The 20,749-nt window shown below is 68.9% G+C and carries 18 protein-coding genes and 1 pseudogene; 10 read left to right on the top strand and 9 right to left on the bottom strand.

The annotated features are described in order from the left end of the window. The coding region (locus tag AC507J_RS29880; RefSeq protein WP_496293464.1) for an ATP-binding protein at positions 1-185 on the bottom strand (185 nt) is incomplete at its 3' end. A gap of 502 nt (positions 186-687) precedes the next feature. On the opposite strand from AC507J_RS29880, the gene AC507J_RS29875 reads away from it, so the two are divergent. From AC507J_RS29875 to AC507J_RS29855, 5 genes are all read left to right on the top strand, one after another. Next, complete coding sequence (locus tag AC507J_RS29875; protein ID WP_496293462.1) at positions 688-2,244, top strand: MFS transporter; 1,557 nt, start codon at positions 688-690, stop codon at positions 2,242-2,244. Between the two features lie 211 nt (positions 2,245-2,455). Beyond that, positions 2,456-2,608: a hypothetical protein gene (locus AC507J_RS29870; RefSeq protein ID WP_496293460.1), complete on the top strand. Its 153-nt coding sequence runs from the start codon at positions 2,456-2,458 to the stop codon at positions 2,606-2,608. Between the two features lie 312 nt (positions 2,609-2,920). Then, entirely contained in the window at positions 2,921-3,814 is an 894-nt protein-coding gene (locus tag AC507J_RS29865; RefSeq protein WP_496293458.1) for an alpha/beta fold hydrolase, read from the top strand. Then, a complete protein-coding gene (locus AC507J_RS29860) occupies positions 3,811-4,506 on the top strand; it encodes a GOLPH3/VPS74 family protein (RefSeq protein ID WP_496293456.1) in 696 nt (231 codons plus the stop codon). Before AC507J_RS29865 ends, AC507J_RS29860 begins: the two co-directional genes overlap by 4 nt. Before the next feature lie 26 nt (positions 4,507-4,532). After that, positions 4,533-5,612 (top strand): extracellular catalytic domain type 1 short-chain-length polyhydroxyalkanoate depolymerase, encoded by a 1,080-nt coding sequence (locus AC507J_RS29855; RefSeq protein ID WP_496293454.1) that lies wholly within the window; start codon positions 4,533-4,535, stop codon positions 5,610-5,612. A 226-nt stretch (positions 5,613-5,838) separates the two neighbouring features. On the opposite strand, the gene AC507J_RS29850 is transcribed toward AC507J_RS29855, so the two are convergent. The 3 genes from AC507J_RS29850 to AC507J_RS29840 all read right to left on the bottom strand — a co-directional run bounded on the left by AC507J_RS29850 (position 5,839) and on the right by AC507J_RS29840 (position 8,385). After that, positions 5,839-6,045 carry a hypothetical protein gene (locus tag AC507J_RS29850; RefSeq protein ID WP_496293452.1) on the bottom strand — a complete coding sequence of 69 codons (207 nt, stop codon included), beginning with the start codon at positions 6,043-6,045 and terminating at the stop codon, positions 5,839-5,841. A 237-nt stretch (positions 6,046-6,282) separates the two neighbouring features. Continuing rightward, the gene (locus AC507J_RS29845) at positions 6,283-7,614 is read right to left on the bottom strand and encodes an aspartate aminotransferase family protein (protein ID WP_496293450.1); all 1,332 of its coding nucleotides are present in this window, start codon (positions 7,612-7,614) and stop codon (positions 6,283-6,285) included. Positions 7,615-7,959: 345 nt separating this feature from the next. Beyond that, positions 7,960-8,385, bottom strand: a complete 426-nt coding sequence (locus AC507J_RS29840) for a DUF4260 domain-containing protein (protein WP_496293448.1) — start codon at positions 8,383-8,385, stop codon at positions 7,960-7,962. A gap of 839 nt (positions 8,386-9,224) precedes the next feature. Between AC507J_RS29840 and AC507J_RS29835 the strand changes: the two genes are divergently transcribed. Further along, entirely contained in the window at positions 9,225-10,937 is a 1,713-nt protein-coding gene (locus AC507J_RS29835) for a carboxylesterase/lipase family protein (protein WP_496293446.1), read from the top strand. 214 nt (positions 10,938-11,151) lie between these two features. On the opposite strand, the gene AC507J_RS29830 is transcribed toward AC507J_RS29835, so the two are convergent. The 3 genes from AC507J_RS29830 to AC507J_RS29820 form a co-directional block, all read right to left on the bottom strand. Next, positions 11,152-13,350: a hypothetical protein gene (locus AC507J_RS29830; protein WP_496293444.1), complete on the bottom strand. Its 2,199-nt coding sequence runs from the start codon at positions 13,348-13,350 to the stop codon at positions 11,152-11,154. A gap of 139 nt (positions 13,351-13,489) precedes the next feature. Next, the gene (locus AC507J_RS29825) at positions 13,490-14,170 is read right to left on the bottom strand and encodes a GOLPH3/VPS74 family protein (RefSeq protein WP_496293442.1); all 681 of its coding nucleotides are present in this window, start codon (positions 14,168-14,170) and stop codon (positions 13,490-13,492) included. After that, positions 14,167-14,571, bottom strand: a complete 405-nt coding sequence (locus tag AC507J_RS29820) for a hypothetical protein (protein WP_496293440.1) — start codon at positions 14,569-14,571, stop codon at positions 14,167-14,169. The genes AC507J_RS29825 and AC507J_RS29820 overlap by 4 nt, the downstream gene beginning before the upstream one ends. A gap of 398 nt (positions 14,572-14,969) precedes the next feature. On the opposite strand from AC507J_RS29820, the gene AC507J_RS29815 reads away from it, so the two are divergent. The 4 genes and pseudogenes from AC507J_RS29815 (at position 14,970) to AC507J_RS29800 (ending at position 18,008) form a co-directional block, all read left to right on the top strand. Beyond that, complete coding sequence (locus tag AC507J_RS29815) at positions 14,970-15,593, top strand: DinB family protein (RefSeq protein ID WP_496293466.1); 624 nt, start codon at positions 14,970-14,972, stop codon at positions 15,591-15,593. Between the two features lie 95 nt (positions 15,594-15,688). After that, positions 15,689-16,024, top strand: a complete 336-nt coding sequence (locus AC507J_RS29810; protein ID WP_496293438.1) for a transposase — start codon at positions 15,689-15,691, stop codon at positions 16,022-16,024. Beyond that, positions 16,021-16,860 (top strand): annotated as a pseudogene (locus AC507J_RS29805) (IS3 family transposase); the annotation flags it as partial. The gene AC507J_RS29810 and the pseudogene AC507J_RS29805, both read left to right, overlap by 4 nt. 200 nt (positions 16,861-17,060) lie before the next feature. Next, positions 17,061-18,008: a LysR family transcriptional regulator gene (locus tag AC507J_RS29800; protein WP_496293436.1), complete on the top strand. Its 948-nt coding sequence runs from the start codon at positions 17,061-17,063 to the stop codon at positions 18,006-18,008. Between the two features lie 48 nt (positions 18,009-18,056). Here the strand turns inward: AC507J_RS29800 and AC507J_RS29795 are convergent, their stop codons facing one another. Together AC507J_RS29795 and AC507J_RS29790 are read right to left on the bottom strand one after the other, a co-directional pair. Continuing rightward, positions 18,057-19,442, bottom strand: coding sequence for an FAD-binding oxidoreductase (locus AC507J_RS29795; protein ID WP_496293434.1), 1,386 nt, complete (start codon positions 19,440-19,442; stop codon positions 18,057-18,059). 29 nt (positions 19,443-19,471) lie between these two features. Next, positions 19,472-20,683 (bottom strand): MFS transporter, encoded by a 1,212-nt coding sequence (locus AC507J_RS29790; protein WP_496293432.1) that lies wholly within the window; start codon positions 20,681-20,683, stop codon positions 19,472-19,474. Between the last annotated feature and the right edge of the window lie 66 nt (positions 20,684-20,749).

Raw genomic sequence — 20,749 nt, 5'->3', positions numbered from 1 at the left:
ACGCCAATCAGACTCTCCGCCCGGAATCCCAACGGAGCCGCGGCCTCGCGGGCGTGCTCCAGGATCGCGGTCTTTCCGATGCCCGCCTCCCCGCGCACCACAAACGCCCCGCTACGTCCGGTCTGTGCCTGAGCGAGAAGGTGTTCGACGGCGACGCGTTCTGCACGCCGGCCCAGAAGGTTCACCAGTTCACACCCACCTGAATCCGTCGACACTGCACTTGGTGTAAAGCTAGTCGGTGGCCGACGGCTCGGGGTTGAGTGTCCGGCCGGAACGGCAAAGCGGCGCATCACCCCCGTATGGCTGCGCCAGCAGCCGGTCGCCCGCGATCAGGTCGGTCCCGACTACCCGCAGTGTTCGATCGCCGATCCGGCTCGTGTCGGGCGCGATGGTCCAGATCGCGGCACCGCGGGGACCGGCGAAGGACTACGGGGCTTCTACCGACGCCAAGGCGCCGGCACTGCTGCGAGCCTGACAACACGACAACGGCCGGCAGCCAGGGGTGCCGGGGTGATCGGCGCGGGGTGACCCAGCGTGGACCGCGGCCAAGTGCTGGGACGCATCAGTCAACCACCCCTCAACTAGTCGAACAATCAGGCTGCACAACCGTATGGGCATGTTGTCTAACCGACCAACTGGACTGTACTCTGGGCGGCAGCCCATCCGACCTCCTGATCAGGAACTTTCATGAATGACGCAGCCCCCAAGGCCACCGCCAGGAGCTGGATCGGTCTTGCCGTCCTGGTTCTGCCCCTGCTGTTGATTACGATCGATGGCACCGTCCTGATCCTCGGTCTGCCCGCGATCTCCGCTGAGTTGCGCCCCACGGGGGTCGAGCAGTTGTGGATGATCGACATCTACTCGCTCGTGCTCGCCGGTCTGCTCGTGGCAATGAGCACCGTGGGTGATCGATTCGGGCGGCGGCGGAACCTGCTCATCGGCGCGGTCGTCTTCGCGACCGCGTCCGTGACCGGCGCGCTGGCCACCTCGCCGTGGATGCTGATCGCCGCCCGCGCGCTCCTGGGCGTGGGCGGTGCGATCATGATGCCCTCGACGCTGTCCCTGGTGCGCAACATGTTCCTCGACCGCCAGCAACGCCGCTACGCGATGGCCGCGTGGGCGGCGATGGCTTCGGTCGGCGCGGCCGTCGGACCGATCGTCGGCGGCTGGGTCATCGAGACATTCAGCTGGCAGGCCGCGTTCCTGATGAACATCCCCGTCATGCTGCTTCTGCTCATCCTTGGCCCGCTCCTGCTGCCGGAGAGTCGCAACCCCGAGCTGCACAAGATCGACATCCTCAGTGTCGTGCTCTCCTTCGTCGGCATGATCGGCGTGGTCTACGCCATCAAGACCCTCACCGGCGGCAAGGACATCGCACTCGGGATCGCTGCCCTCGCCGTCGGCCTGACGGCGATCGCCCTCTTCGTCCGCAGGCAACTCACGCTCCCCGCTCCGCTTTTGGATGTCAGGCTGTTCAAGGTGCGCTACTTCCGGGGCGCCGTCATCGCCGACCTGCTGTCGATCTTCGCGATGGTCGGCGCGCTGGTAGCACTCATCCAGTACCTCCAGCTTGTGCTCAGCCTCAACCCGCTCCAGGCGTCCATCTGGCTCATACCCCAGGCGTTCTTCGCCGCTACCGCCGCATTCGTCGCGGCAGTGGTGGTCAAGCGCCTCCTCCCCGCCTACGTCATCACCACCGGACTCCTCATCGCCGCCATCGGCTTCGGGCTGACCCTCTTCCTGTCACCGACATCCAGCCCCGCACTGATCGCCGCCTCCCTCGTGCTGGTCTCACTCGGCGCGGGCATGGGACTCGCGCTGAGCAACGACATCATCATGAGCTCCGTCAAACCCGAACGCGCCGGACAGGCCGCCGCGACCTCGGAGACCGCCTACGAGGTAGGCACCACGCTGGGGACGGCCGTACTGGGCGGGATACTCGTCGCCTGGTACACCAGGGCCGTCACCGCCGGAACCGAAACACTCGATCTACCAGCGTCCCTCGCCGAACGCGCCTCCTCGACGATGGCAGAGGCCCTACTCGTCGCCAGCGAGGTCGACGCCAACACCGCAACCTCCATCCTCGAGATCGCCAACACCGCCTTCACCGACGCCATCATCGTCACCGGCATCGCCGGCGCCGGCATCATGATCCTCGCGGCAATCTGGGCGTCCGTCACACTCCGCGGCGCAGCCGCGAACAAGGACCTCGCCGCAGAACACGAGCGTGAACTCCTGCACTGACTGGAAGGCCCACCATGGGCAGCCTGCTCGTGTTGTGCGGTGGAACAGTTCGTCGGTAATGCTGTCGAGGCACGGTGAGGTGGCCTGGTTTGGCTGAGGAACGGCGAACGCGGAACACTGAGCGCACGCGGCGTGCCGTGCTCGATGCGGCCACCCAGGGGTTTCTGGCGAACACAGCGCCTGATGGAGCGAGCAGTTCGCCGTCGATGGGTTGAGCACCGAGCGCATCCAAATCGTGCGTCGAGCCGCCGAGGGCGTCGTCGTTGCCGCCGTATACGGGGAAGAGAACGACGCGAGCATCGCCACCGCTCGTCGTCTGCTGCTTGAGCTCGCCACTGACGGCACCTTTCACACGCCCATCTGACGCGCTGGCGACCCGCTGGCAGAACACCCCGCTGCGTCCGACCTCTGCCAGATCGGGCAGGTGCTCGACGGCGAGAGTCTGTCGGTGTCGGAGTAGCCGGCTTCGAGCAGGCGGCAGCGCGTTGACTGTGACAGCTAAGGGGCTCATACCGACGCGAAGGTGCCGGCGGTGGCGGGAACCTGGTGTCAAGACGAAAGGAATCGGCGAGTTCCACGCCGTAAAAAGACCTCTCGTTCCAGGTCGAGCGCGCCACGACAACGACGCCCAGCGCGTACGCCACCGGGAAGCACCGACAACAGAGAGGAAACGATCATGGGATTCATCACCGTCGGAAACGAGAACAGCACCCCGATCGAGCTGTACTACGAGGATCAGGGCGCAGGCCAGCCAGTCGTCCTCATCCACGGGTATCCACTGAACGGCCACAGCTGGGAGCTTCAGACACGCGAGCTACTCGCTGCCGGGTACCGAGTAATCACCTACGACCGCCGCGGCTTCGGGCGCTCGTCGAAGGTTGGTTCCGGCTACGACTACGACACGTTCGCCACCGACCTGAACATCTTGCTGGAGACACTGGATCTGCGCCACGTCGTCCTGGTCGGGTTCTCGATGGGCACCGGTGAGCTGGCCCGCTACGTCTCGCATCACGGCCATCAGCGGGTGGCGAAGCTGGCCTTCCTCGCCTCACTCGAACCGTTTCTGGTCGCCCGTGACGACAACCCACAGGGCTTGCCGCAAAAGGTCTTCGACGGGATCGAGGCCGCGGCGAAACGTGACCGCTACGCCTGGTACACGCAGTTCTTCTCAGACTTCTACAACCTCGACGAGAACCTCGGCAGCCGGATCAGCCACGAGACTGTCACCGGCAGCTGGAACGTCGCCGTCTCCAGCGCGCCGGTGGCGGCCTACGCCGTCGTGTCCTCCTGGATCGAGGACTTCCGCGAAGACGTCGAGGCGGTTCGGGTCAGCGGCAAACCGGCCCTCATCCTGCACGGCACCGCCGACAAGATCCTCCCCATCGACGCCACCGCCCGGCGTTTCCGCCGGGCACTTCCCGATGCCGAGTACGTCGAGGTCGAAGGTGCTCCCCACGGGCTGCTCTGGACCCATGCCGATGAGGTCAACGCCGCCCTACGCGCCTTCCTCGGCCGAGCTGACGGAGCGGAGCAAGGCGCGAAGAGGACTAACGGAAGGAACTACATATGAGCGAGAAACCGATGTCGGTCCGGAACGACCTGCTCATCGTCGACGACCTCATGCTGCTCCTGATGGACGACGACGGCTCATCCATCCAGGCAGCGGGCACTCTGTACTACACGCTCGGCGGCGCGGTACTCACCGAGCTCGCGCTGCTCAATCGGATCCACACCGACGGCTCCGGGGGGTTGAACGGCCCACGGGTCACCCCGGCGGGCGAGGGTCCGTTGCCCGACCCGCTGCTGCAGTCGGCCTACGACGCCATCGCCGAGAAGACCCAGCGGGTGCAGCCGCTGCTCGTCACGCTCGGCGCCGACCTGTGGCAGGTGGTGGTCGACCGGCTCATGGCCCGCGGCCTGCTTCGTCGTGAAGAAACGCGGGTGTTGGGCGTGTTCCGCACCACCAGGTGGCCGGCGGCCGACGGGGCGTACGAGGACCGGCTGCGAGCACGAATCCGCCGGATCCTGGAAGCCGGCGAAGCCCCCGATCCCCGCACTGCGGCAATCATCGGGCTGCTCTTCGCCAGCGGCGCAATGCCCTCGCTGCGGCCCCCGCTGCCCTGGACGTCGACGACGGTGACCCGGGCCAGCGAGATCGCACGCGGCCACTGGGGACCCGAGGCGGTCGCCGCCGCAGTGACTCGCACCGCAGCGGCGATCGTCGCTGCCAGTACCGCCGGCGTGGCCACCACCACCAGGTGAGCGCCGGCCGGCGAAAGGAACACTCGATGACCACACCAGATCAGGCACGCGAATCCGATCAGCCTCGGTCCGACCGGCCTCGTCGGCGGCGGCGATGGCCCTGGATCACCTCCGGCATCGTGCTGGTGCTCGTGGCCGCGGTCGGTGTCGGTGCTGCGGTCTTCCAGTTCGGCCTGCCATGGTGGATGGGAGAAGGAGACCGCAACCACAGGTACGAGAGCGACATCGGCTCCCAGCGTTACCAGGTTCACCTACCGCCACAGTACGACGGCACGACCCGGTTGCCGATGATCATGGCGATCCATGGGTGCGGAATGTCCGGGTACGGGTGGAACTCGATGAAGTCCACAACGCAGTTCAACGATCTGGCCGACCGCGAGGGATTTATCGTGGTCTACCCAACGCAACGCCTGTTCCGCAACGCGGTCAACTGCTGGAACTCGGCTGATCCGCGGGAACAGCACCGCTACGACGGAGAACCCGCACTGCTCGCAGGCGTCGCCCGGCAGGTGGTCGAGGAGTACCACGTGGACCCGGACCACGTGCACGTCGCCGGCGCGTCGTCCGGTGCGGGGACCGCCGTCATCCTCGCGGCGACCTACCCCGACATCTTCGCGACCGCGACGTCGGTCGCCGGTGGCGAGTATGGGCTGAACCAGGTGGACCCGGACGACCCCGGCGCCACACCGCCGGACTACACCGCACGCCAGGCGTGGTCCCAGATGGGCGACCGGGCGCGGCAGGTGCCGCTGCTCGTCATCCAGGGCGAGGAGGATGACGTCGTCCCACCAATCGTCGCCACCCGCCTCGTCGAGCACTGGACCGCGGTAGGTGACCTCGTTGACGACGGTCTGCTCAACGCGAGTTTGGACGTGGCCGAAGAGACAACGACGGTGCCCGCGGAACCGGGCAGGCATGCGTACCTGCACACCACCATCACCACGCCGGACGGCACGTCTCTCGTCGAGTCGTACCTCGTCCACGATATGGGGCACGTATGGCCGGGCCCTGCCGGCGACGGCCTCTTCACCGATCGCGCCGGCCCGGACGCCAGTGCCATCGTCTGGGACTTCGCCCGACGCCACCCGAAACGATCCTCGGCGTAGACGTGCACTTCTGCCCGTGGGCCCGGCTGCGGGGTCGACCGAAAAGACGCCCCCAGGACCGAGGTCGGACCGCACCAGGTCCGGGTCGGAGTTCACGCGACTAACCGTGCCCTCAGCGTCACCCGAGTGGCTCGCCCTCACCGTCCTGCAACGAACCTGCGGCTGCGGCTGGACGCCGGTAGCGGCCACTGCTGCTGAAACTGGCCGTGACCAGGAGGTCCGAAGATCAGCCGCTTCGACGGTTGCCGTACTGGCGAGGGCTCTGCACCGTGCCGGAACGGCCGTGGGCGCGGCTCGCGGTACCCCCGATGTGTTTGGCGGTGGCCTTGCCCTTGGACCGGCGTGCCGCCCGGTTCTCGAAGGGCTGCGGTTGCTCCTCGGTTCCCGCTTCGGCGTCAGCGGTGGGATCGGCGTCGCTGGTGGCGTCGGTCATCGGTGTCTCCTCGTGCTGTTCAGGACTGGGCTATTCGCTGCGGATCTGGAGCGCCGCCGCCGCGATACGCAGACGGTAGCGCGCAGGCCGACCCGGTTCGGAACCGACCATCCAAATGCCTGAGCACGAGGCAGAGCATGCCAGTGAACCGGCAACCGGCTTCGCTGGGAGTGACTACGTCGCGCCGCGCGGGATCCCCGAAGGTGGCGATGGCCGGCACCGGCACGACGACATCGGTCACCGGAGTTCTGATCCCTGGGGCGTGAACTGCGGTACCACGTCGGCGAGCGCTTGGTCGAGGATCTCCAGGCCCAGGTCCAGCTCGGCGTGGGTGGAGGTGAGCGCTGGCGCGATGCGGAAGACACCACCCATGCCGGGCAGCTGCACCACGTTCATGTGCAGGCCCAGTTCCAGGCACCGCCCTGTCACTGCCGCGCCCAGCGCGTCGGCCGGTCGTTTCGACTCCCGGTCGCTGACCAACTCGAGCCCGATCAGCAGCCCGCGGCCGCGCACGTCGCCGACCGCCGGGTGCCGTTGGCTGATCTCCTGAAGACCCTTCCGCAGGTACGAGCCCAGCTGTGCCGCCTGTTCGTCGAGCCGGTCGGCTTCCAGCACGTCCAGGACCGTGTTGCCGACCGCGGCTACCAGTGGGTCCGAGACGTGCGTGGTGAAGAAGAGGAAACCGCGCTCGTGCGCGGTGTGCTCGATCTCCGGGCTGGTGACCACCGCGGCCAGCGGCAGGCCGGCGCCGAGCGTCTTGGACAGGGTCAGGATGTCCGGCACGACACTGTCACGCTGGAACGCGTACCACTCGCCGGTGCGGCACAGACCGGTCTGCGCCTCGTCGAGGATCAACAGCCCGCCCCGCTCGTGCACCTTGTCGCGCAGCGCCGCGAGATATCCCGGCGGCAGGTCGATCACCCCGCCGGAGCTGAGGATCGGCTCGACGATGCACGCCGCCAGGCTGCCCACCGACTGGGCGTCGAACAGCTCGAACGAGAACTCCAGCTGACGCCGCCAGTCCAGCTCGCCACCGGGAGAGGTGAAGTCGGGCCGGTACGCGTTCGGCGTAGGGATCGCGATGTTGCCGGGCGCCGCGGGCCCGTACCCCTTGCGTCCCGAGCTGTAGGTGGCGCTCGCCGCGGCCTGCGTCATCCCGTGCCACGACCGGGCGAACGAGATGATTTCGTGCCGGCCGGTGACCAACTTCGCCATCCGGATCGCCGCCTCGTTGGACTCCGCGCCGGTGGTGAGCAGTAGGACCTTGTCCAGCGGCGCGGGCAGGGAGCCGGCGAGGCGGCGGGCCAGCTCGACCACGGGCCGGCTCAGCATGCCACTGAACAGGTGGTCGAGAGTGGCTGCCTGCCGCTGGATCGTGGCTACGACGGCCGGGTGGGAGTGGCCGAGGATCGCGCTCATCTGCCCCGACGTGAAGTCGAGCAGGCGGCGGCCGTCGGTGGTGAAGACGAAACTGCCCTCTGCGCGGTCGATGATCTCGCGTACGAAGCTGCCAGCGCCGATGTAGCGGACCAGGTGACGATCGGCGTCGGACCAGAACGAATCAGCCATGGACCGACGCTAGGCAGTCCCGGATAGGCACGTCCATCGCACATCTTCGCTGTCGCTGTTAAGCAGAGCCGTACAGTCGGGGGTCATGACGCTGAATCCGTGGCGGCTGCGCCTGCTCGCCGACCTGGCATCGGTCGGGCCAGCGCCCGCTCTTCGGCCTCGCGCTCGGAGCCGGCCAGCCCGTAGCCGGGCGTCGACGGTCGCCGGCGGCCGGGGGTGGTCGGCCTTGTCGGATGTGGTGCGGCCGCTACGGGGCGTGGTTCACCCGGAACGCGACGCGTCCCGCGCGTCGGGGCGTACCGCTTGTAAGCCAGCAGAATGTCACGCGGTGCCGACGACAACCCATCAGGTTCCTGATCCTGGATGTCCGTCAAAGCGGTTCCCCCCTCTGGCCTTGCCGATCAAGCCGAGGTGGGTGTGCTCGAATCCTTCGGCCGTCTTGAGGCCATAGCCGAGGCCGCGATCGACGGCGATGTGGAACACCCAGGCAAGGGCCAGAACTCCGAGCCAACCGATCCGGTAGCCGACCCCGGCCGCGGCCACGGCTACCGCGCCCAGCGCAGCCGGCAGGGTGTAGGAGTGCGCCAGATTATAGCAGAAGGCCCCGAGGCGTGGCCCTCGCAGGTAGCCGAGCATGGACAGGTCGAAGACGAGGAAGAGGGCAAGCAGAGACCACCACGGGTACCCGGCGGTGACGGTCACGACGACGGCGAGAGCCGCGACGACGACGCCCTCGACGCGCTGCATTGCGACCGGACTCAGATACGGCATGTCACACCTCAACGTCGGCCAGGGACACTGGTGGGTGGTCTTCCCGTCGCTGGCCTGGCCTCGGGAAGAGGATAGACCGGCGGTGCGCCCGGCGCCGACTCGACGAGGGCAGCCGGAAGGCGGTTGTGTAGCCAGTCGGCGCTCTACGGTGTCTGACCGCAGGGCTGACCCGCGTGGTCGACGTACGGCTGAAGACGGCTCTGCCCGCAAGCACCCGGCCTCGGCACCGTCGGGGGCCGCCGGAGCGATGCTTTCGGATCTCAGCATCGGCGAAAAGGACGCGTTCGCCGGGGCCGAAGTCGGGTACGTACCCGGCAGCCAGGGTCACGACCAGTGACACCACGTCACACGTGGTGGTGACATGGCGCCACTGACGGGTCGGCCGCGCCCGCGCTGTCATGGAAGTCATCGGGGGACACCGGAGGCCGACCTCCGGCACCTTGGACGACGCTGGCCTGGGAAGCCATCGCCGCCACCCTCGCCACCCGGCTCTTTCACTGGGACCCCGTCGATGACCACCGCTGTCGAATACTGCGACGCCGCGCTTGACCCTGTTCCGGGGAGAGGGTGTCCGCTGACAGGCGACTCGTCACCGTGCGCCCGCCCGTGAAGCGCTTCGCGCGAACATGTGTCGGTTCTCGAAACAGCAACAGGAGTGAAGAGTGGGAAGCGAGCGGCAACAGCGCCCGACCGGTGTCGTCCAGGAGGGTGCCAGGTCTGGTGGGCTTCGGCGGTTTGCGAGGTCCCTCCGCCCCTGGATTCCCCTGTTCCCACTGACGGCTGTCGCGTTCGTGCTCGCGTGGCTCAACCGGAGTCCGTGGTGGGGTTGGGTACTTGTCGTGGGGCTGCTCGTGGTGCTCGGTGCGACCGTGCGCTCGTGGGCCCGAGGGCACGCGCTGCTCCGGACAGGCGCATGGCTGCTCACCGGGGCGCTCGTTCTCGGGGCGGCGGTGTTCGCCTATCCATCGCCGCAGACCCGCATCGCGGGCGGGAGGGACCGCTCGCCGTCCGGGCCGGTGCAGACGCAGCAGGGGCCGATCACCGGCGTCTACAACGACGAGCGCACCGTCGAGGTCTTCGCGGGCATCCCGTATGCGCAGGCTCCGGTGGGGGATCTGCGTTGGCGTGCACCTGAGCCACCGAAGCCGCGCGAGGGTGTGTTCACCGCAGACCGGTTCTCCGCCGTTCCGGTTCAGGGCACCTCCAGGTTCTTCACGCGGGCGCTCTCGCAGATCGTGGAGGTGCCCCTGGAAGGCACGCTCCTCAATCCGTATCCCGTGAGCGAGGACAGTCTCTCCCTCAACATCTGGCGGAGCACGACACCCGCCCCGGAGAAACTTCCCGTGCTCGTCTACATCCCGGGCGGCGGCTTCGCGACCGGCTCCGGCGCCCTCCCCCTCTACGATGGCGAGGCGCTCGCCTCCCGGGGCCAGGTGATCACCGTCACCATCAACTACCGGCTGGGGGTACTCGGCTTCCTCTCCCATCCCGAACTGTCCGCCGAGTCCGCACACCACGCGTCGGGCAACTACGGGATCCTCGACCAGATCGCCGCCCTGACGTGGGTGCGCAACAACATCGCGGCATTCGGCGGCGACCCCGACCGAGTCACGATCGCGGGCGAATCCGCCGGGGGCGAGAGCGTCTGCATCCTCGGTGCGACACCGCTCGCCGAAGACCTCGTGGACGGCATCATCGCCGGCAGCGGAGCCTGTATGGGCACCACGGGGAACAGCGAGCGCGGCGACCAGACTGACACGCGCGAGGCGGCAGAGGATGCCGGCCGCCGCCTGAGCGAGCAACTGGGAGGGGCGACCATCGAGGAGATGCGCGACATGCCCGTCGAGCGCGTCGTGGACGCGGCGGGCGCGCTCAACGCGCACTGGCAGCCCTCCGTCGACGGCCACGTGCTCGAACGATCGCCGGCGGAGACCTACGCCTCCGGAAAGCAACTGGACGTGCCGATCCTTCTCGGCAGCAACGCGGACGAAGCCTCGCTCGCGCTGGCCAGCCCACCGGACACGGACGTCGACGAGTACCGGTCGTTCGCACGCGAGACATACGGTGCGGATGCGGATCGGTTCCTCGAGCTGTATCCAGGGGAGACAGCGGAGCAGGTTCTCGAGTCACTCCTGCGGGTCGAAACCGACAAAATCATGACCCGAGCGATGCGGCGCTGGGCTCAACTGCAGACGCGGACGGGTGAATCGGACGCCTACCTCTACTTCTTCTCACACATTCCGCCCGAGAAGGGTCTGGAGAAGTACGGCGCCTACCACGGCGCCGAGGTCGCGTACGCATACGACAACCTCGGCGCCGACAGCGCCGCCGACTACACGGAGGCCGACTACCGGCTCCGCGACCAGATGAGCGCGTACTGGGTCAACTTTGTCCGCACCGGCGACCCCAACGCACCAGGCCTGCCGAGCTGGCCGACGGTCGAGCAAGCGCCCGACCGCGTTATGGAGTTCGCCGACGGCAGCGGGATGGCACCCCGCCCACGCCCCGACGCCGTCGACTTCTGGATGGACTACGACGGGCCGATCCCCTAGACGTCGGCTTCTCCGGCCTGCCGTTGGTACCCAGGTTCTACCGGCCATCGCCACGTACGGGTGTTCTCACCGACGCGAGCCTGATGCACCTAAGCTGCCGCGCCAACCGGCGAAACAGGGGCTTCGGGCCCGACCGAGCCTGGCCGGCTACCAGCGGGCCAGGGCAGAGAGTCGTACGTCCCACGCGCCAACCGTGCGGCGGGGGCCCACATGTTCAGCGGAGGCGATCGGCGAGGTCACACACCGCCTCATCGAACGCCCGGTCTGCCTCGCAGGGGCTGTGTCCGTTGATCGGTGGCGGAAAAATGTCTCCGGGCGCAGCGGTGATGTCGCGGGGGTCGCGAATCCGTCGATCCACCGACGGCGGTCGGCCGAACGCGCCGGGTTGCCGGGGTGGGAAGACGGGCCCGCCGATCGGGTCGGTTTCGCGCCACAGGTTCACCCACCGCCAGTCGACCCGGTCGGCGATCTCGTGAATGACCTCGTCGCTGATGTAGGCGGGGAAGAGTCGGGCGTACAACCGGCGCAGCGGGGAGCCGTGGGTCAGCAGGGCGATCCGGTCGGTGACCCGTGGTGGCAGTTGAAGCACGGTCGCGGCGAGCAGGACGGAGCCGTGGCTGTGCCCGGTGAGCACCACCACGTTGCCGGAGTCGACGAGGTGGGTGATGCGGCAGGTCAGTTCGGGAACGGCCCGCTCGGCGTAGCACGGTGGCGCGAACGGGTGCGCGGCTCGGGGCCAGAAGGTGCCCAGGTCCCACAGCACGCCCACGTACCGGCGGAATCCAGGGGTGCGGTAGGCGAAGATTCCGCCGACGATCAGACCGAGGAAGAGGGCGGCGATCAGGTAACTGCCGGCACCGATGCTGAAGTTGACGAAGCCGGCTGGGAGGCCCACGTAGCGTTCGATCAGCTCGTCCGGAGGCGTCGGCAGCAGGCCGAGCGTGACCGCTGCTATGCCGACTCCGGCAAGGCAGGCGTAGAGCACCGCGAGCGGCACCAGCCTCTCGGTGAAACGGGCACGGGCTATGGTTCGGCGTACCTGCCGCAGCCGTGGCTCGGCATCGGTCGGCGCGTCCGGGAAGTCGCGGGCGACGATCGCCGACGCGGCACGGATCCGTCCCGGCCGGGACACCAGCGACTGCACGCCGGCGACGACCAGTGTCACCAGCACCGCCAGTGAGAAGCCGAGAATCGCCCAGATGCAGGCGCGCGGAGGGCTGGTGATCGACGCCTGTGCGGTGGGCGCGCCCCGATTCAGGATGTCGGACACTCGATAGGTCAGCTCTGCGGAGAAGGTGAGCGCCAGACTGATCGCGGCAACGGAGGTCGCCAGGGCGCCGAACCCGAGCGATGGCGCGACATCCGACTGTCGATCCCGGTGCCAGAACAACGCCACCCCAAGGAGAACCAGCAGCATCATCTGACCGATGAACAGCCCGACGACCGTCAGGTCGTAGCCGGGCAGTTGGGTTCCTTCCGGCCAGGAGGCCGTACTGGTCAGTACGTAGATCCAGACCAGTACGGTCAGGCCGAGGGCGATGGTGCGCAGCACACCGGCCAGCCGGTCGAGCCGCCGTTCCGTAGCCGCGGACCGGGGTGGGGTGCACAGCAGAACCGCACACGCGATCAGCAGAAGTACGCCGACTGTCGCCAGTGCGCCGGTGGCGATCGACAGGCCCGGTGCGGCCCGGGCGCCGAGCAGGCTGAGGTCCAGCGTGGTGAACGCCGCCGCGACGTGGATCGATCGCAGTCGACCGACCAGCGGCTCGTTGTCCCAGCGGCCGAGAGCGGTGAGCCGGGGTGCCGGACGGGGTGGGGCGGCCGAACGGGGAACGTGAAACGGGAGTGCCGGGCGAGCGGTGATTCCCCAGACGAGACCGATCGCCGCCACTGGCACCAGCGCGAGCACCGCCAGGCGCAGTCCGGCTGGGCGTCCTCCGAGCCAGGAGAGCCAACTCCGTCCGCCCAGGCACTCCGACGAGGCCATGCACTTCCAGGCGATCACGTCCAGCGCGATCCCCACCATGCTCAGCACGTACATCGCGGTCAGGGTGAGCGCCAGCAACCGGCACAGGGCCTTGATCATCGGGTCGGTGCCGGCTCCGGCCGGACGCATCCAGATGGCGAGGTTGATCAGCATGAAGGGCAGGAGGATCACCATCGACAGCGTTCGCAACGCGTTGCCGGCCGGCAGGTTGTTCCAGCGGTAGGCCTCCAGCGTCACCCCGTCCGCCTCGCCGCCCTCGTGACATTCCGACCGGGGTCGGTAGAAGCCACCCCGGCCGTCACCCGCCACCTGCCGCACGTGCGGTCGATCCAGCAGCTCAGCCGGGCCGATGGCGGACACCCCGTGCACCCGTAGCTCCACCACACCGACATCCCCGGCGCGCCCGCCCACCGCTCGCTGATCCATCCCGTACCGGCCCTTGGCGCGTCCGTGGCACACACGACCCGCTCGGCTGGTCCGACGGCGCCCGCGTGGCGGAACGGCGTACCCCGCGAAGGGGAGAACAACCCTGAGCTGTTACGACATGGCGGGGCTCACGGGCGGACTAACTTCGTGGAAGCACGGAAATGGCCACGATGGCGCTGTTGACGACGGTGGCCGTCACGGTGCGGGTCACGGCAGCCGCCGCGGCGTCGGCGCCCCAGTCGCCCTGTTCGAGCTGCTTGGCTCGGTTGATCACCAGTGAGGTCCACGGGATCTCGCGGTGAAACTGGGGAAGCGTCCCGCTCGCCGAGAGCAGCGCCGCGAGCGCGGCGACACGGGCCTGCGGCTCTGCACCGTCCACGAGGACCCGCCGAACCTCGGCGAGCAGGCGGGCCCGGCGTTCGGTCCGGCCGTCGCGCAGGGCCGTCGTCCGGAACAGGCCGAGCACCTTGCGGGACTCCTGGTCGATGTCGCCGCGCGCGACGAGCCGTTGCAGGACCGGCTCGCGCAGGACGGGACCAATCGCGGCCAGTGCTGTCTGCACCCCTCGGGGTTTCTCGGCGAGGTAGTCCCACGCCGGGCGCAGGAGGCGGTCCGACGGCGGCTGACCCGCCACGCTGCTGACCCGGCCCCGGTCCGTCGTGGTCAGGTGCCCGCCGAGGGCGAGGTCCGCGAGGACGGCTCCACCCAGGACGTAGAAGAGGGTGTTTTCGCCGGCGATCGTCCCGGATGCGGGTTGGAACAGAAGCAGGAGGAGGTCTTCGACGAGGGTCGGGGTGTGCGAGCGGGGGTCGGTGCTCATCGGCGGGGCTCCCAGCGGAAGAGTCGGGTGGCGAGGTTGACGGCGATGGCGACCCAGCCGAGAGTGGGCGCGAGTAGGAGCAGGGAGTCGGTCACGGCAACGCTGCCGTTCCAGGCGTTCATGATGAGTTCGGTGGCCGAGCCGCCGGGCAGCAGCCGCTTGAGCCAGGCGAGGTTCTCGGTGCCGGAGATGCCCACCCAGGTGATCACGGCGATCAGACTGAGCGTAACGGGCAGGGTGGTGACCTGAGCGTGTTCCGGGGAGTTCGTCAGCCCGGCCGTGGCCAGCGCCAGGCCGATCAGCATGGCCAGGGTGGCGAGGATCGCCACCACCAGCAGGGCGACGTTCGACGGTCCGCCGGCGACCACCGCCAGGGCGGTCAGGATCGCGGCCGTCTGCACCGCCGCGATGACGAGTACGGGCAGCAGCAGGCCGGCGAGGATGCCGGGGTCGCTTTCGGCGGTGGAGCGCAGCCGCTTGAGGAAGAGGTTCTGCCGCCGGGAGGCCAGGGTGGTGACGGCCGCGGCGTAGCGACCGAGCGCGGCCCACGGTGAACGTGACGACCGCGGCGATGTAGCCGAGGCTCCCGAGGACGGCGTACGTCTCGTGCTGACGCACGAAGAACGCGCTGACCACGACCGGGATGATGAGGCTGGTGATCAGGGGTGCGGCCCGCGCGGTCGGTGCGGTCGACGACGTCGATCACCCGGTCGACGTCGTCGGTACGCCGGGTGAGCCGGCCGACCAGGCCGACGGACTGTTGAGGCTCCTGGTGTTGCCGCGTGGCAAGCTCGTCGCCATGATCGATGATTTCGCGAAGGACTTTCTGCACGACCGGTTGAAGGTGATCCGTGAGGCGCTGGTCTGGAAGCTCAATGGCCTGTCCGAGTACGACATCCGGCGTCCCCTGACGGCGACGGGGACCAATCTCCTCGGCCTGGTGAAGCATATGGCGACCTTGGAGGCCTGGTATTTCGGTGAGGTCTTCGGTCGCCCATCCCCGGAGCTGCTGGGGCGATGGCAGGACGCGGACGGCAGCGACCTGTGGGTGAGCCCGGACGAGACCCGCGAACAGATCATCGACTTCTACCAGCGTGCCTGGAAGCATACGGACGCGACGATCAACGAGCTTCCCATCGACGCGCCTGGCCACGTGCCATGGTGGTCACACCCTGACGTGAAGCTGCTCAACATCATGATCCACATCCTCCAGGAGACCACCCGGCATGCCGGCCACGCTGACATCCTGCGTGAACAGCTCGACGGCCGGACCGGGCTGAGGGCTGAATACGAGGAAGAGATCGACACGACGGCCCGCGCGACACACCGCGCGAAGATCGAGCGTGCTGCGCAGGCAGCGGCCGGCGGCGCGGGCCATGCCGGCCCGTCTGCCCCACACGGCGCAGTCGAGACTACGCCCTGATCAGCCCGATCACCGGCGGCCCTGGCTGGCTGATCTACATGCTCGCGTTCACCTGAGCCAGGCCCGCTTTCATGGAGCTTCTTGATCATGGTCTGATGGCCGTGGGGAGGAAGTTGTCCGTGGCACCACCGAAGAAGTACCCCGACGAGCTACGTCAGCGCGCTGTGCGCCTGTACCGCGAGTCGGACCCGAAGCCGGTGATCCGACGTCTGACCGAGCAGCTTGGCGTGCATCACGAGGCGTTGCGGAACTGGATCCGCCAAGCCGAGGCCGACGAGGGTGAGCGTCACGACCGGCCGACCAGCGAGATGGCCGAGGAGAACCGCCGGCTGCGCAAGGAAGTCGCTGAGCTGCGGCGGGCGAACGAGATCCTGAAGGCCGCGAGCGCGTATTTCGCGGCGGAGCTCGACCCGACCCGGCGACGGTCATGACGTTCGTCGGTGAACACCGTGACCAGTTCGCAGTCGCGCTCCTGCTACGGGTCCTCAACATCGGCGCCTCGGCCTACTACGCGTGGATCCGGCAGGCCGAACAGCCCTGCGACCGCGACGTGGTCGATCTGGGGCTGATCACCAACATCCACGAGATCTGGGAGACCTCGGGGCACACCTACGGCGCGGACCGGGTCCACCGACAGCTACGCCGCGACGGTATCCGCGTGGGCCGCAAGCGCGTCGAGCGGCTGATGGCGCAGCAGGGCTGGCAGGGTGCGTTCCTGCGGCGAGGCTGGCGCGGCGGCTCCACGAAGCAGGACCCCCGGCACATCCCGGCGCCGGATCTGGTCGGGCGGCAGTTCACCGCCGACGGGCCGAACCGGCTCTGGGTCGCCGACGCCAGCCGCATCCCCTGCGGGCAGGGCGTGTTCTGGTTCGCCGCGGTCCGCGACGCCTTCTCAAGACGGATCGTCGGGTGGAAGACCTCCGACCGCTGCGACACCGACCTGATACTCGCCGCTTTCGAATACGGCATCTGGTCCCGCGACGTCCGCGACGGCCAACTGATCCACCACTCGGACAGGGGATCGAACTACACGTCCTTCCGCTTCACCGAACGCCTACAGGACAACGGGATCCGGCCCTCGATGGGCTCCGTCGGCGACTCCTACGACAACGCGCTGATGGAGAACTTCTGGTCCACGCTGAAGATCGAACTCGTCTACCGCACATCCTGGCGGACCCGCGACGAGGCCGAGAACGCGATCTTCGCCTACATAGACGGCTGGTACAACACCCGCCGCATCCAAGAGGAACTGGGCTACCTCAGCCCGAACGAGTACGAGGCCGCCTGGCACACCCACCAGAACGACCTGGCTGAGTCACCTATCGCCGCCCTGCGCCAGCCGGCAGCAGGTAACCACCGCTGCATCAAAGCGGGGGAAACTCACCGCCGAATGAGTCGTCGTGTCAGACGCGCAGCTGATCATACCGGCGCGGCGATCGACGGCGCACCGGCGTCGACCCGGAGTCGATGTCGATCGGACATAGTGGTGCGGTGGAACTCCGACAGCTTGAGTACTTCGTCGCGGTCGCCGAGGAGGGAAGCTTCACCAAGGGCGCCCGCCGAGTCCGCGTGGCCCAGTCCGCCGTCTCCGCCACCATTCAGAAACTGGAGCGGGAGTTGGGGGTCCCGGTGTTCTCGCGGGAGGCCGCCGGGGTGACGCTTACCGACGCCGGCATGGCGTTGCTGCCCGAGGCGCGGGGACTGCTCAGCGCCGAGCGCCGGGCCCGGGAGACTGTTGACGACGTCCGCGGCGGCCTGCGCGGCACCATCCGCATGGGCACCCTCACCTCGATCGGCGCCAAGCCGGCGTCGCGCGGACTCATGGTGATCGACCTGCCGCTGGTCCTGGGCCGCTTCCACGTGACGCATCCGCTGGTGAAGTTCCAGCTGCGCACGTCGCCCAGGGGCTCGGCCGGGCATCTGGACTCCCTCCTCGCCGGTGATCTGGACCTCGCGTTGGTGGCCTCGATCGACCGTCCCGAGGGCGTGCGCCTGCATCAGATCGGCTCCATCGCGTGGTGTTTCGTGTGCGCGCGCCGGCACCGGCTCGCCGACGCCACGTCGGTGAGCCTGGAGGAGATTGCCGACGAGACGTTCATCGACTTCCCGCGCGGCTGGGGTAACCGCACCATGACCGACCGCGCGTTCGCCGCCGCGGGCCTCGTCCGTAACGTGCCGTTCGAGGCGGCCGACCAGGACACGGCCCTCGGGCTGGTCCGCAACGGGTTGGGCGTGTCCCTGCTCCCCCGCCTCGGCAGCGAGGAGGAGGGCATCTCGGTGATCGACGTCGAGCAGGCCGACCTCAGGCTGCCGATCGCGGTGGCGATGCCGTCCGAGCGGCAGCCCACGGCCGCCACCGCCGCCCTGCTGGCCAGCATCCTGCGGGCCGTCGGCCGGCCGGCGAACAACAGCTGAGCGGCGGCAGCCCGCACGCGCGTGCGGGCTGCCGCCGACGGCCGGGCGTCAGCGAGCCGGCGCGATGTTGTGATTGATCCGGAACATGTTCGCCGGGTCGTACGCCGCCTTGATCCGCTGGAGGTGCTCGAAGCTCGCCTTCGGGTACGCGGCCGCGACCGTCTCCGGCGTGACGTCGTAGCTGGTCAGGAAGTTGATCAGCTTGGTGCCGCTGGCCCACGGGCCGAGCGCCCGCGCGACGGCCTCGAGAGCCGGTCGGAACGACTCCGACATCCCGGGATCACCCACCGTGGCGACGAACAGGTTGAACCTGGCGTCGCGGTGCTCGACCGCGCTGGGAACCCGTGGCGCGCGGGCCAGGGCACCGCCGAGCTGGCGGATCTCGACCATCAGGATCGGCACGTCCACATCGGGACCGGCGCTCGCTAGCAGGGCCTCGGCCGCCTCCGCCGGGAAGTCGGCCAGCTCGGCCGAGACCTCGTACGCCGGTACCGGATCGACCGGGTCGGCGTGGATGGCGGCGACCGCGGTGAACGGCATCGTGCCTACCGCGTCGATCATCACCGGCGCGACGTCCCGGAGGGGGGCGACAAGTCTGGCGCCCTCCTCCGGCGCCCCCGCGTACGCGATCCGCACGTGCACCGCGAAACGGCCCCGCAGCGGTTCGGGGACAAAGGGCAACGGCGGCAACCGCAGGAACGCGAACGAGGCGGTGAGCTCGTCCGGCGCATCCTCGACCAGCTCGCGATAGGCGGTGAGGACCGCCGCGGCGTGCTCGCCAGCGAAGAACATGCCGCCCCCGTAGATCTCGGTGACCGGGAACAGGCCGACGGTCAGCGACGTGACAACGCCAAAGTTGCCCTTGCCGCCCCGGATCGCCCAGAACAGGTCGGGCTCGTTGTCGATGTCGATCTCACGCAGCTCACCGTCCGGGGTGACGATCTCCGCGGAGACGACGTGATCGGCCGCGTAGCCGTACAGCCGGCCCAGCATCGGGCTCAGACCGCCGCCGAGGGTGTAGCCGACCACGCCCACGTTCGGCGAGGAACCGGCCAGCGGAGCGAGACCCTCCTCCGCGGCGGCCTCGATGAGGGCCTGCATCTCCACGGCGGCGCCCACGGTGGCGGTGCGCCGGCCGGCGTCGACGGTGATGCCGTCCATCCGGCGCACGTTGATCAGGACCGCGCCGTCCGCCGGCACGACGGCTCCGTGCCCGGTCGCCACGACCGCCACCGGCAGGCGGTGCGCCGCGGCGAACCGGACCGCGGCCTGCACGTCGGCCACACAGGTGGCGCCGACGGCGACCGCCGGACGGTGGGCGAGCGCGAGGTTCCAGGTGGCGGCCTCCTCGGCGTATCGTTCGTCGCCGGGGACCAGCACCGGCCCGACGGCCTCGGCGGTGAGCTTGGCGAGATCCGCCATGTCGACAGTCATTGCTTCTCCGGTTTCAAGAGCTAGGAACTTCAGCGGGTACGGAACAGCGGCCGCGCCGCGCTGGAGAGCAGCGCGACCAGGATGGTGGCGAAGATGAGCACGGAGACGCGGGTCTCCAGGTGCTGGGCGGCCAGCCCGAGGCCGAGCACCGGCACGGCGAGACCGAGGTAGCCAATCAGGAACAGTCCGGCAAGCGCCTCGCCGCGGGCCTCGGGCGTGGCCAGGATGGCGGCCGTCGTCACCGAGCCCTTGAAGGCCGCGCCCGCACCGGCACCGGTGAGCAGTCCGCCCGCGAGGAACACCGCGAAGCTGGGCGCCCAGACGCCAGCGATCAGGATCGCGAGACCAAGAAGCAGCACTGGTACGGCGACGCGAAGCTGGACGCCGAGCGCGCCTCGCGCCAGAGCCAGGTTGCCGGCGACACCGGCCGCGAAGACCGAGAACGTGACGAGCCCGGCGACGGCGTGCGAGTCCTGGTTGAGGATTCCATGGAGGAATCCAGGTGCCAGCGACGTGAATAGGCCGAAAATGGCGAAGGAGGCGAACGCGGTCAGGCACGCGGCCACGTACCGGCCCCGTTCGCCCGCCGGCACCGAGATCCGCTGCGGGCGCCACCGCACAGCGCGGCGCTCGACGGTCTCCCGGGCGGCGAAGGTGCCGGCGACAGCGACCGCCAGCAGCACCTCGAACACCAGGTAGGGCACAGCCAGCGGCCGGGGCGCGTACTCGGCCAGCAGCCCGGCGACCAGCGGGCCGAGCCCGATCCCGCCGATGTTGGCCGCCGTGGCCACCAGGTCGGCGCGGCGGCGGCTCGCCCCGGGACGCTGCGCGAGGTGCAACTCCATCAGGTACGCGGTGGCGGTGGCGGTCAGCAGCCCGACACCCACGCCGGACAGGAATCGGCCGGCCAGCAGCGCGGCCAGGCCGGGCAGCAGGAACAGCACACCGGAGGCCATCGCGACCAGCAGCGCCCACCGGATCAGCCGGCGGCGGCCGAGCCAGTCGGAGACGTGGCCGGCGGCGTAGACGCTGAGCACGACACCGACGGCATAGGCGGCGAAGACGATCGCCACGGTGAACGGCCCGAACCCGTCGCGCTGCTGGTAGAGCACGTAGAGCGGCGTGGGCGCGGCGGAGAACGCCATCATGACGGCGAAGGCGTAGGCCATCGGCCAGAACCCGCCGCGGGCAGTCCTCACCGGTGATGCGGTGAGGACCGGCGCGGTGGTGGTACTCGACATGGAGAAACTCCCTTATAGGGATTGCGGTGTGTCAAACCTCGCGGCCGGCACGGCGGCCGGCTTCCG

It is taken from the genome of Micromonospora sp. PRAS1 (assembly GCF_059553435.1).
This window is presented reverse-complemented; position numbering and strand designations above follow the sequence as displayed.

What these genes read in the sequence shown, in the direction of transcription:
- AC507J_RS29850 (WP_496293452.1), bottom strand. Translation starts at nt 6,045, where the DNA reads ATGACCGACGCCACCAGCGACGCCGATCCCACCGCTGACGCCGAAGCG.
- AC507J_RS29875 (WP_496293462.1), top strand. Translation starts at nt 688, where the DNA reads ATGAATGACGCAGCCCCCAAGGCCACCGCCAGGAGCTGGATCGGTCTT.
- AC507J_RS29815 (WP_496293466.1), top strand. Translation starts at nt 14,970, where the DNA reads ATGATCGATGATTTCGCGAAGGACTTTCTGCACGACCGGTTGAAGGTG.
- AC507J_RS29825 (WP_496293442.1), bottom strand. Translation starts at nt 14,170, where the DNA reads ATGAGCACCGACCCCCGCTCGCACACCCCGACCCTCGTCGAAGACCTC.
- AC507J_RS29840 (WP_496293448.1), bottom strand. Translation starts at nt 8,385, where the DNA reads ATGCCGTATCTGAGTCCGGTCGCAATGCAGCGCGTCGAGGGCGTCGTC.
- AC507J_RS29790 (WP_496293432.1), bottom strand. Translation starts at nt 20,683, where the DNA reads ATGTCGAGTACCACCACCGCGCCGGTCCTCACCGCATCACCGGTGAGG.
- AC507J_RS29800 (WP_496293436.1), top strand. Translation starts at nt 17,061, where the DNA reads ATGTCGATCGGACATAGTGGTGCGGTGGAACTCCGACAGCTTGAGTAC.
- AC507J_RS29810 (WP_496293438.1), top strand. Translation starts at nt 15,689, where the DNA reads ATGGCCGTGGGGAGGAAGTTGTCCGTGGCACCACCGAAGAAGTACCCC.
- AC507J_RS29795 (WP_496293434.1), bottom strand. Translation starts at nt 19,442, where the DNA reads ATGACTGTCGACATGGCGGATCTCGCCAAGCTCACCGCCGAGGCCGTC.
- AC507J_RS29845 (WP_496293450.1), bottom strand. Translation starts at nt 7,614, where the DNA reads ATGGCTGATTCGTTCTGGTCCGACGCCGATCGTCACCTGGTCCGCTAC.
- AC507J_RS29865 (WP_496293458.1), top strand. Translation starts at nt 2,921, where the DNA reads ATGGGATTCATCACCGTCGGAAACGAGAACAGCACCCCGATCGAGCTG.
- AC507J_RS29855 (WP_496293454.1), top strand. Translation starts at nt 4,533, where the DNA reads ATGACCACACCAGATCAGGCACGCGAATCCGATCAGCCTCGGTCCGAC.
- AC507J_RS29860 (WP_496293456.1), top strand. Translation starts at nt 3,811, where the DNA reads ATGAGCGAGAAACCGATGTCGGTCCGGAACGACCTGCTCATCGTCGAC.
- AC507J_RS29830 (WP_496293444.1), bottom strand. Translation starts at nt 13,350, where the DNA reads ATGGATCAGCGAGCGGTGGGCGGGCGCGCCGGGGATGTCGGTGTGGTG.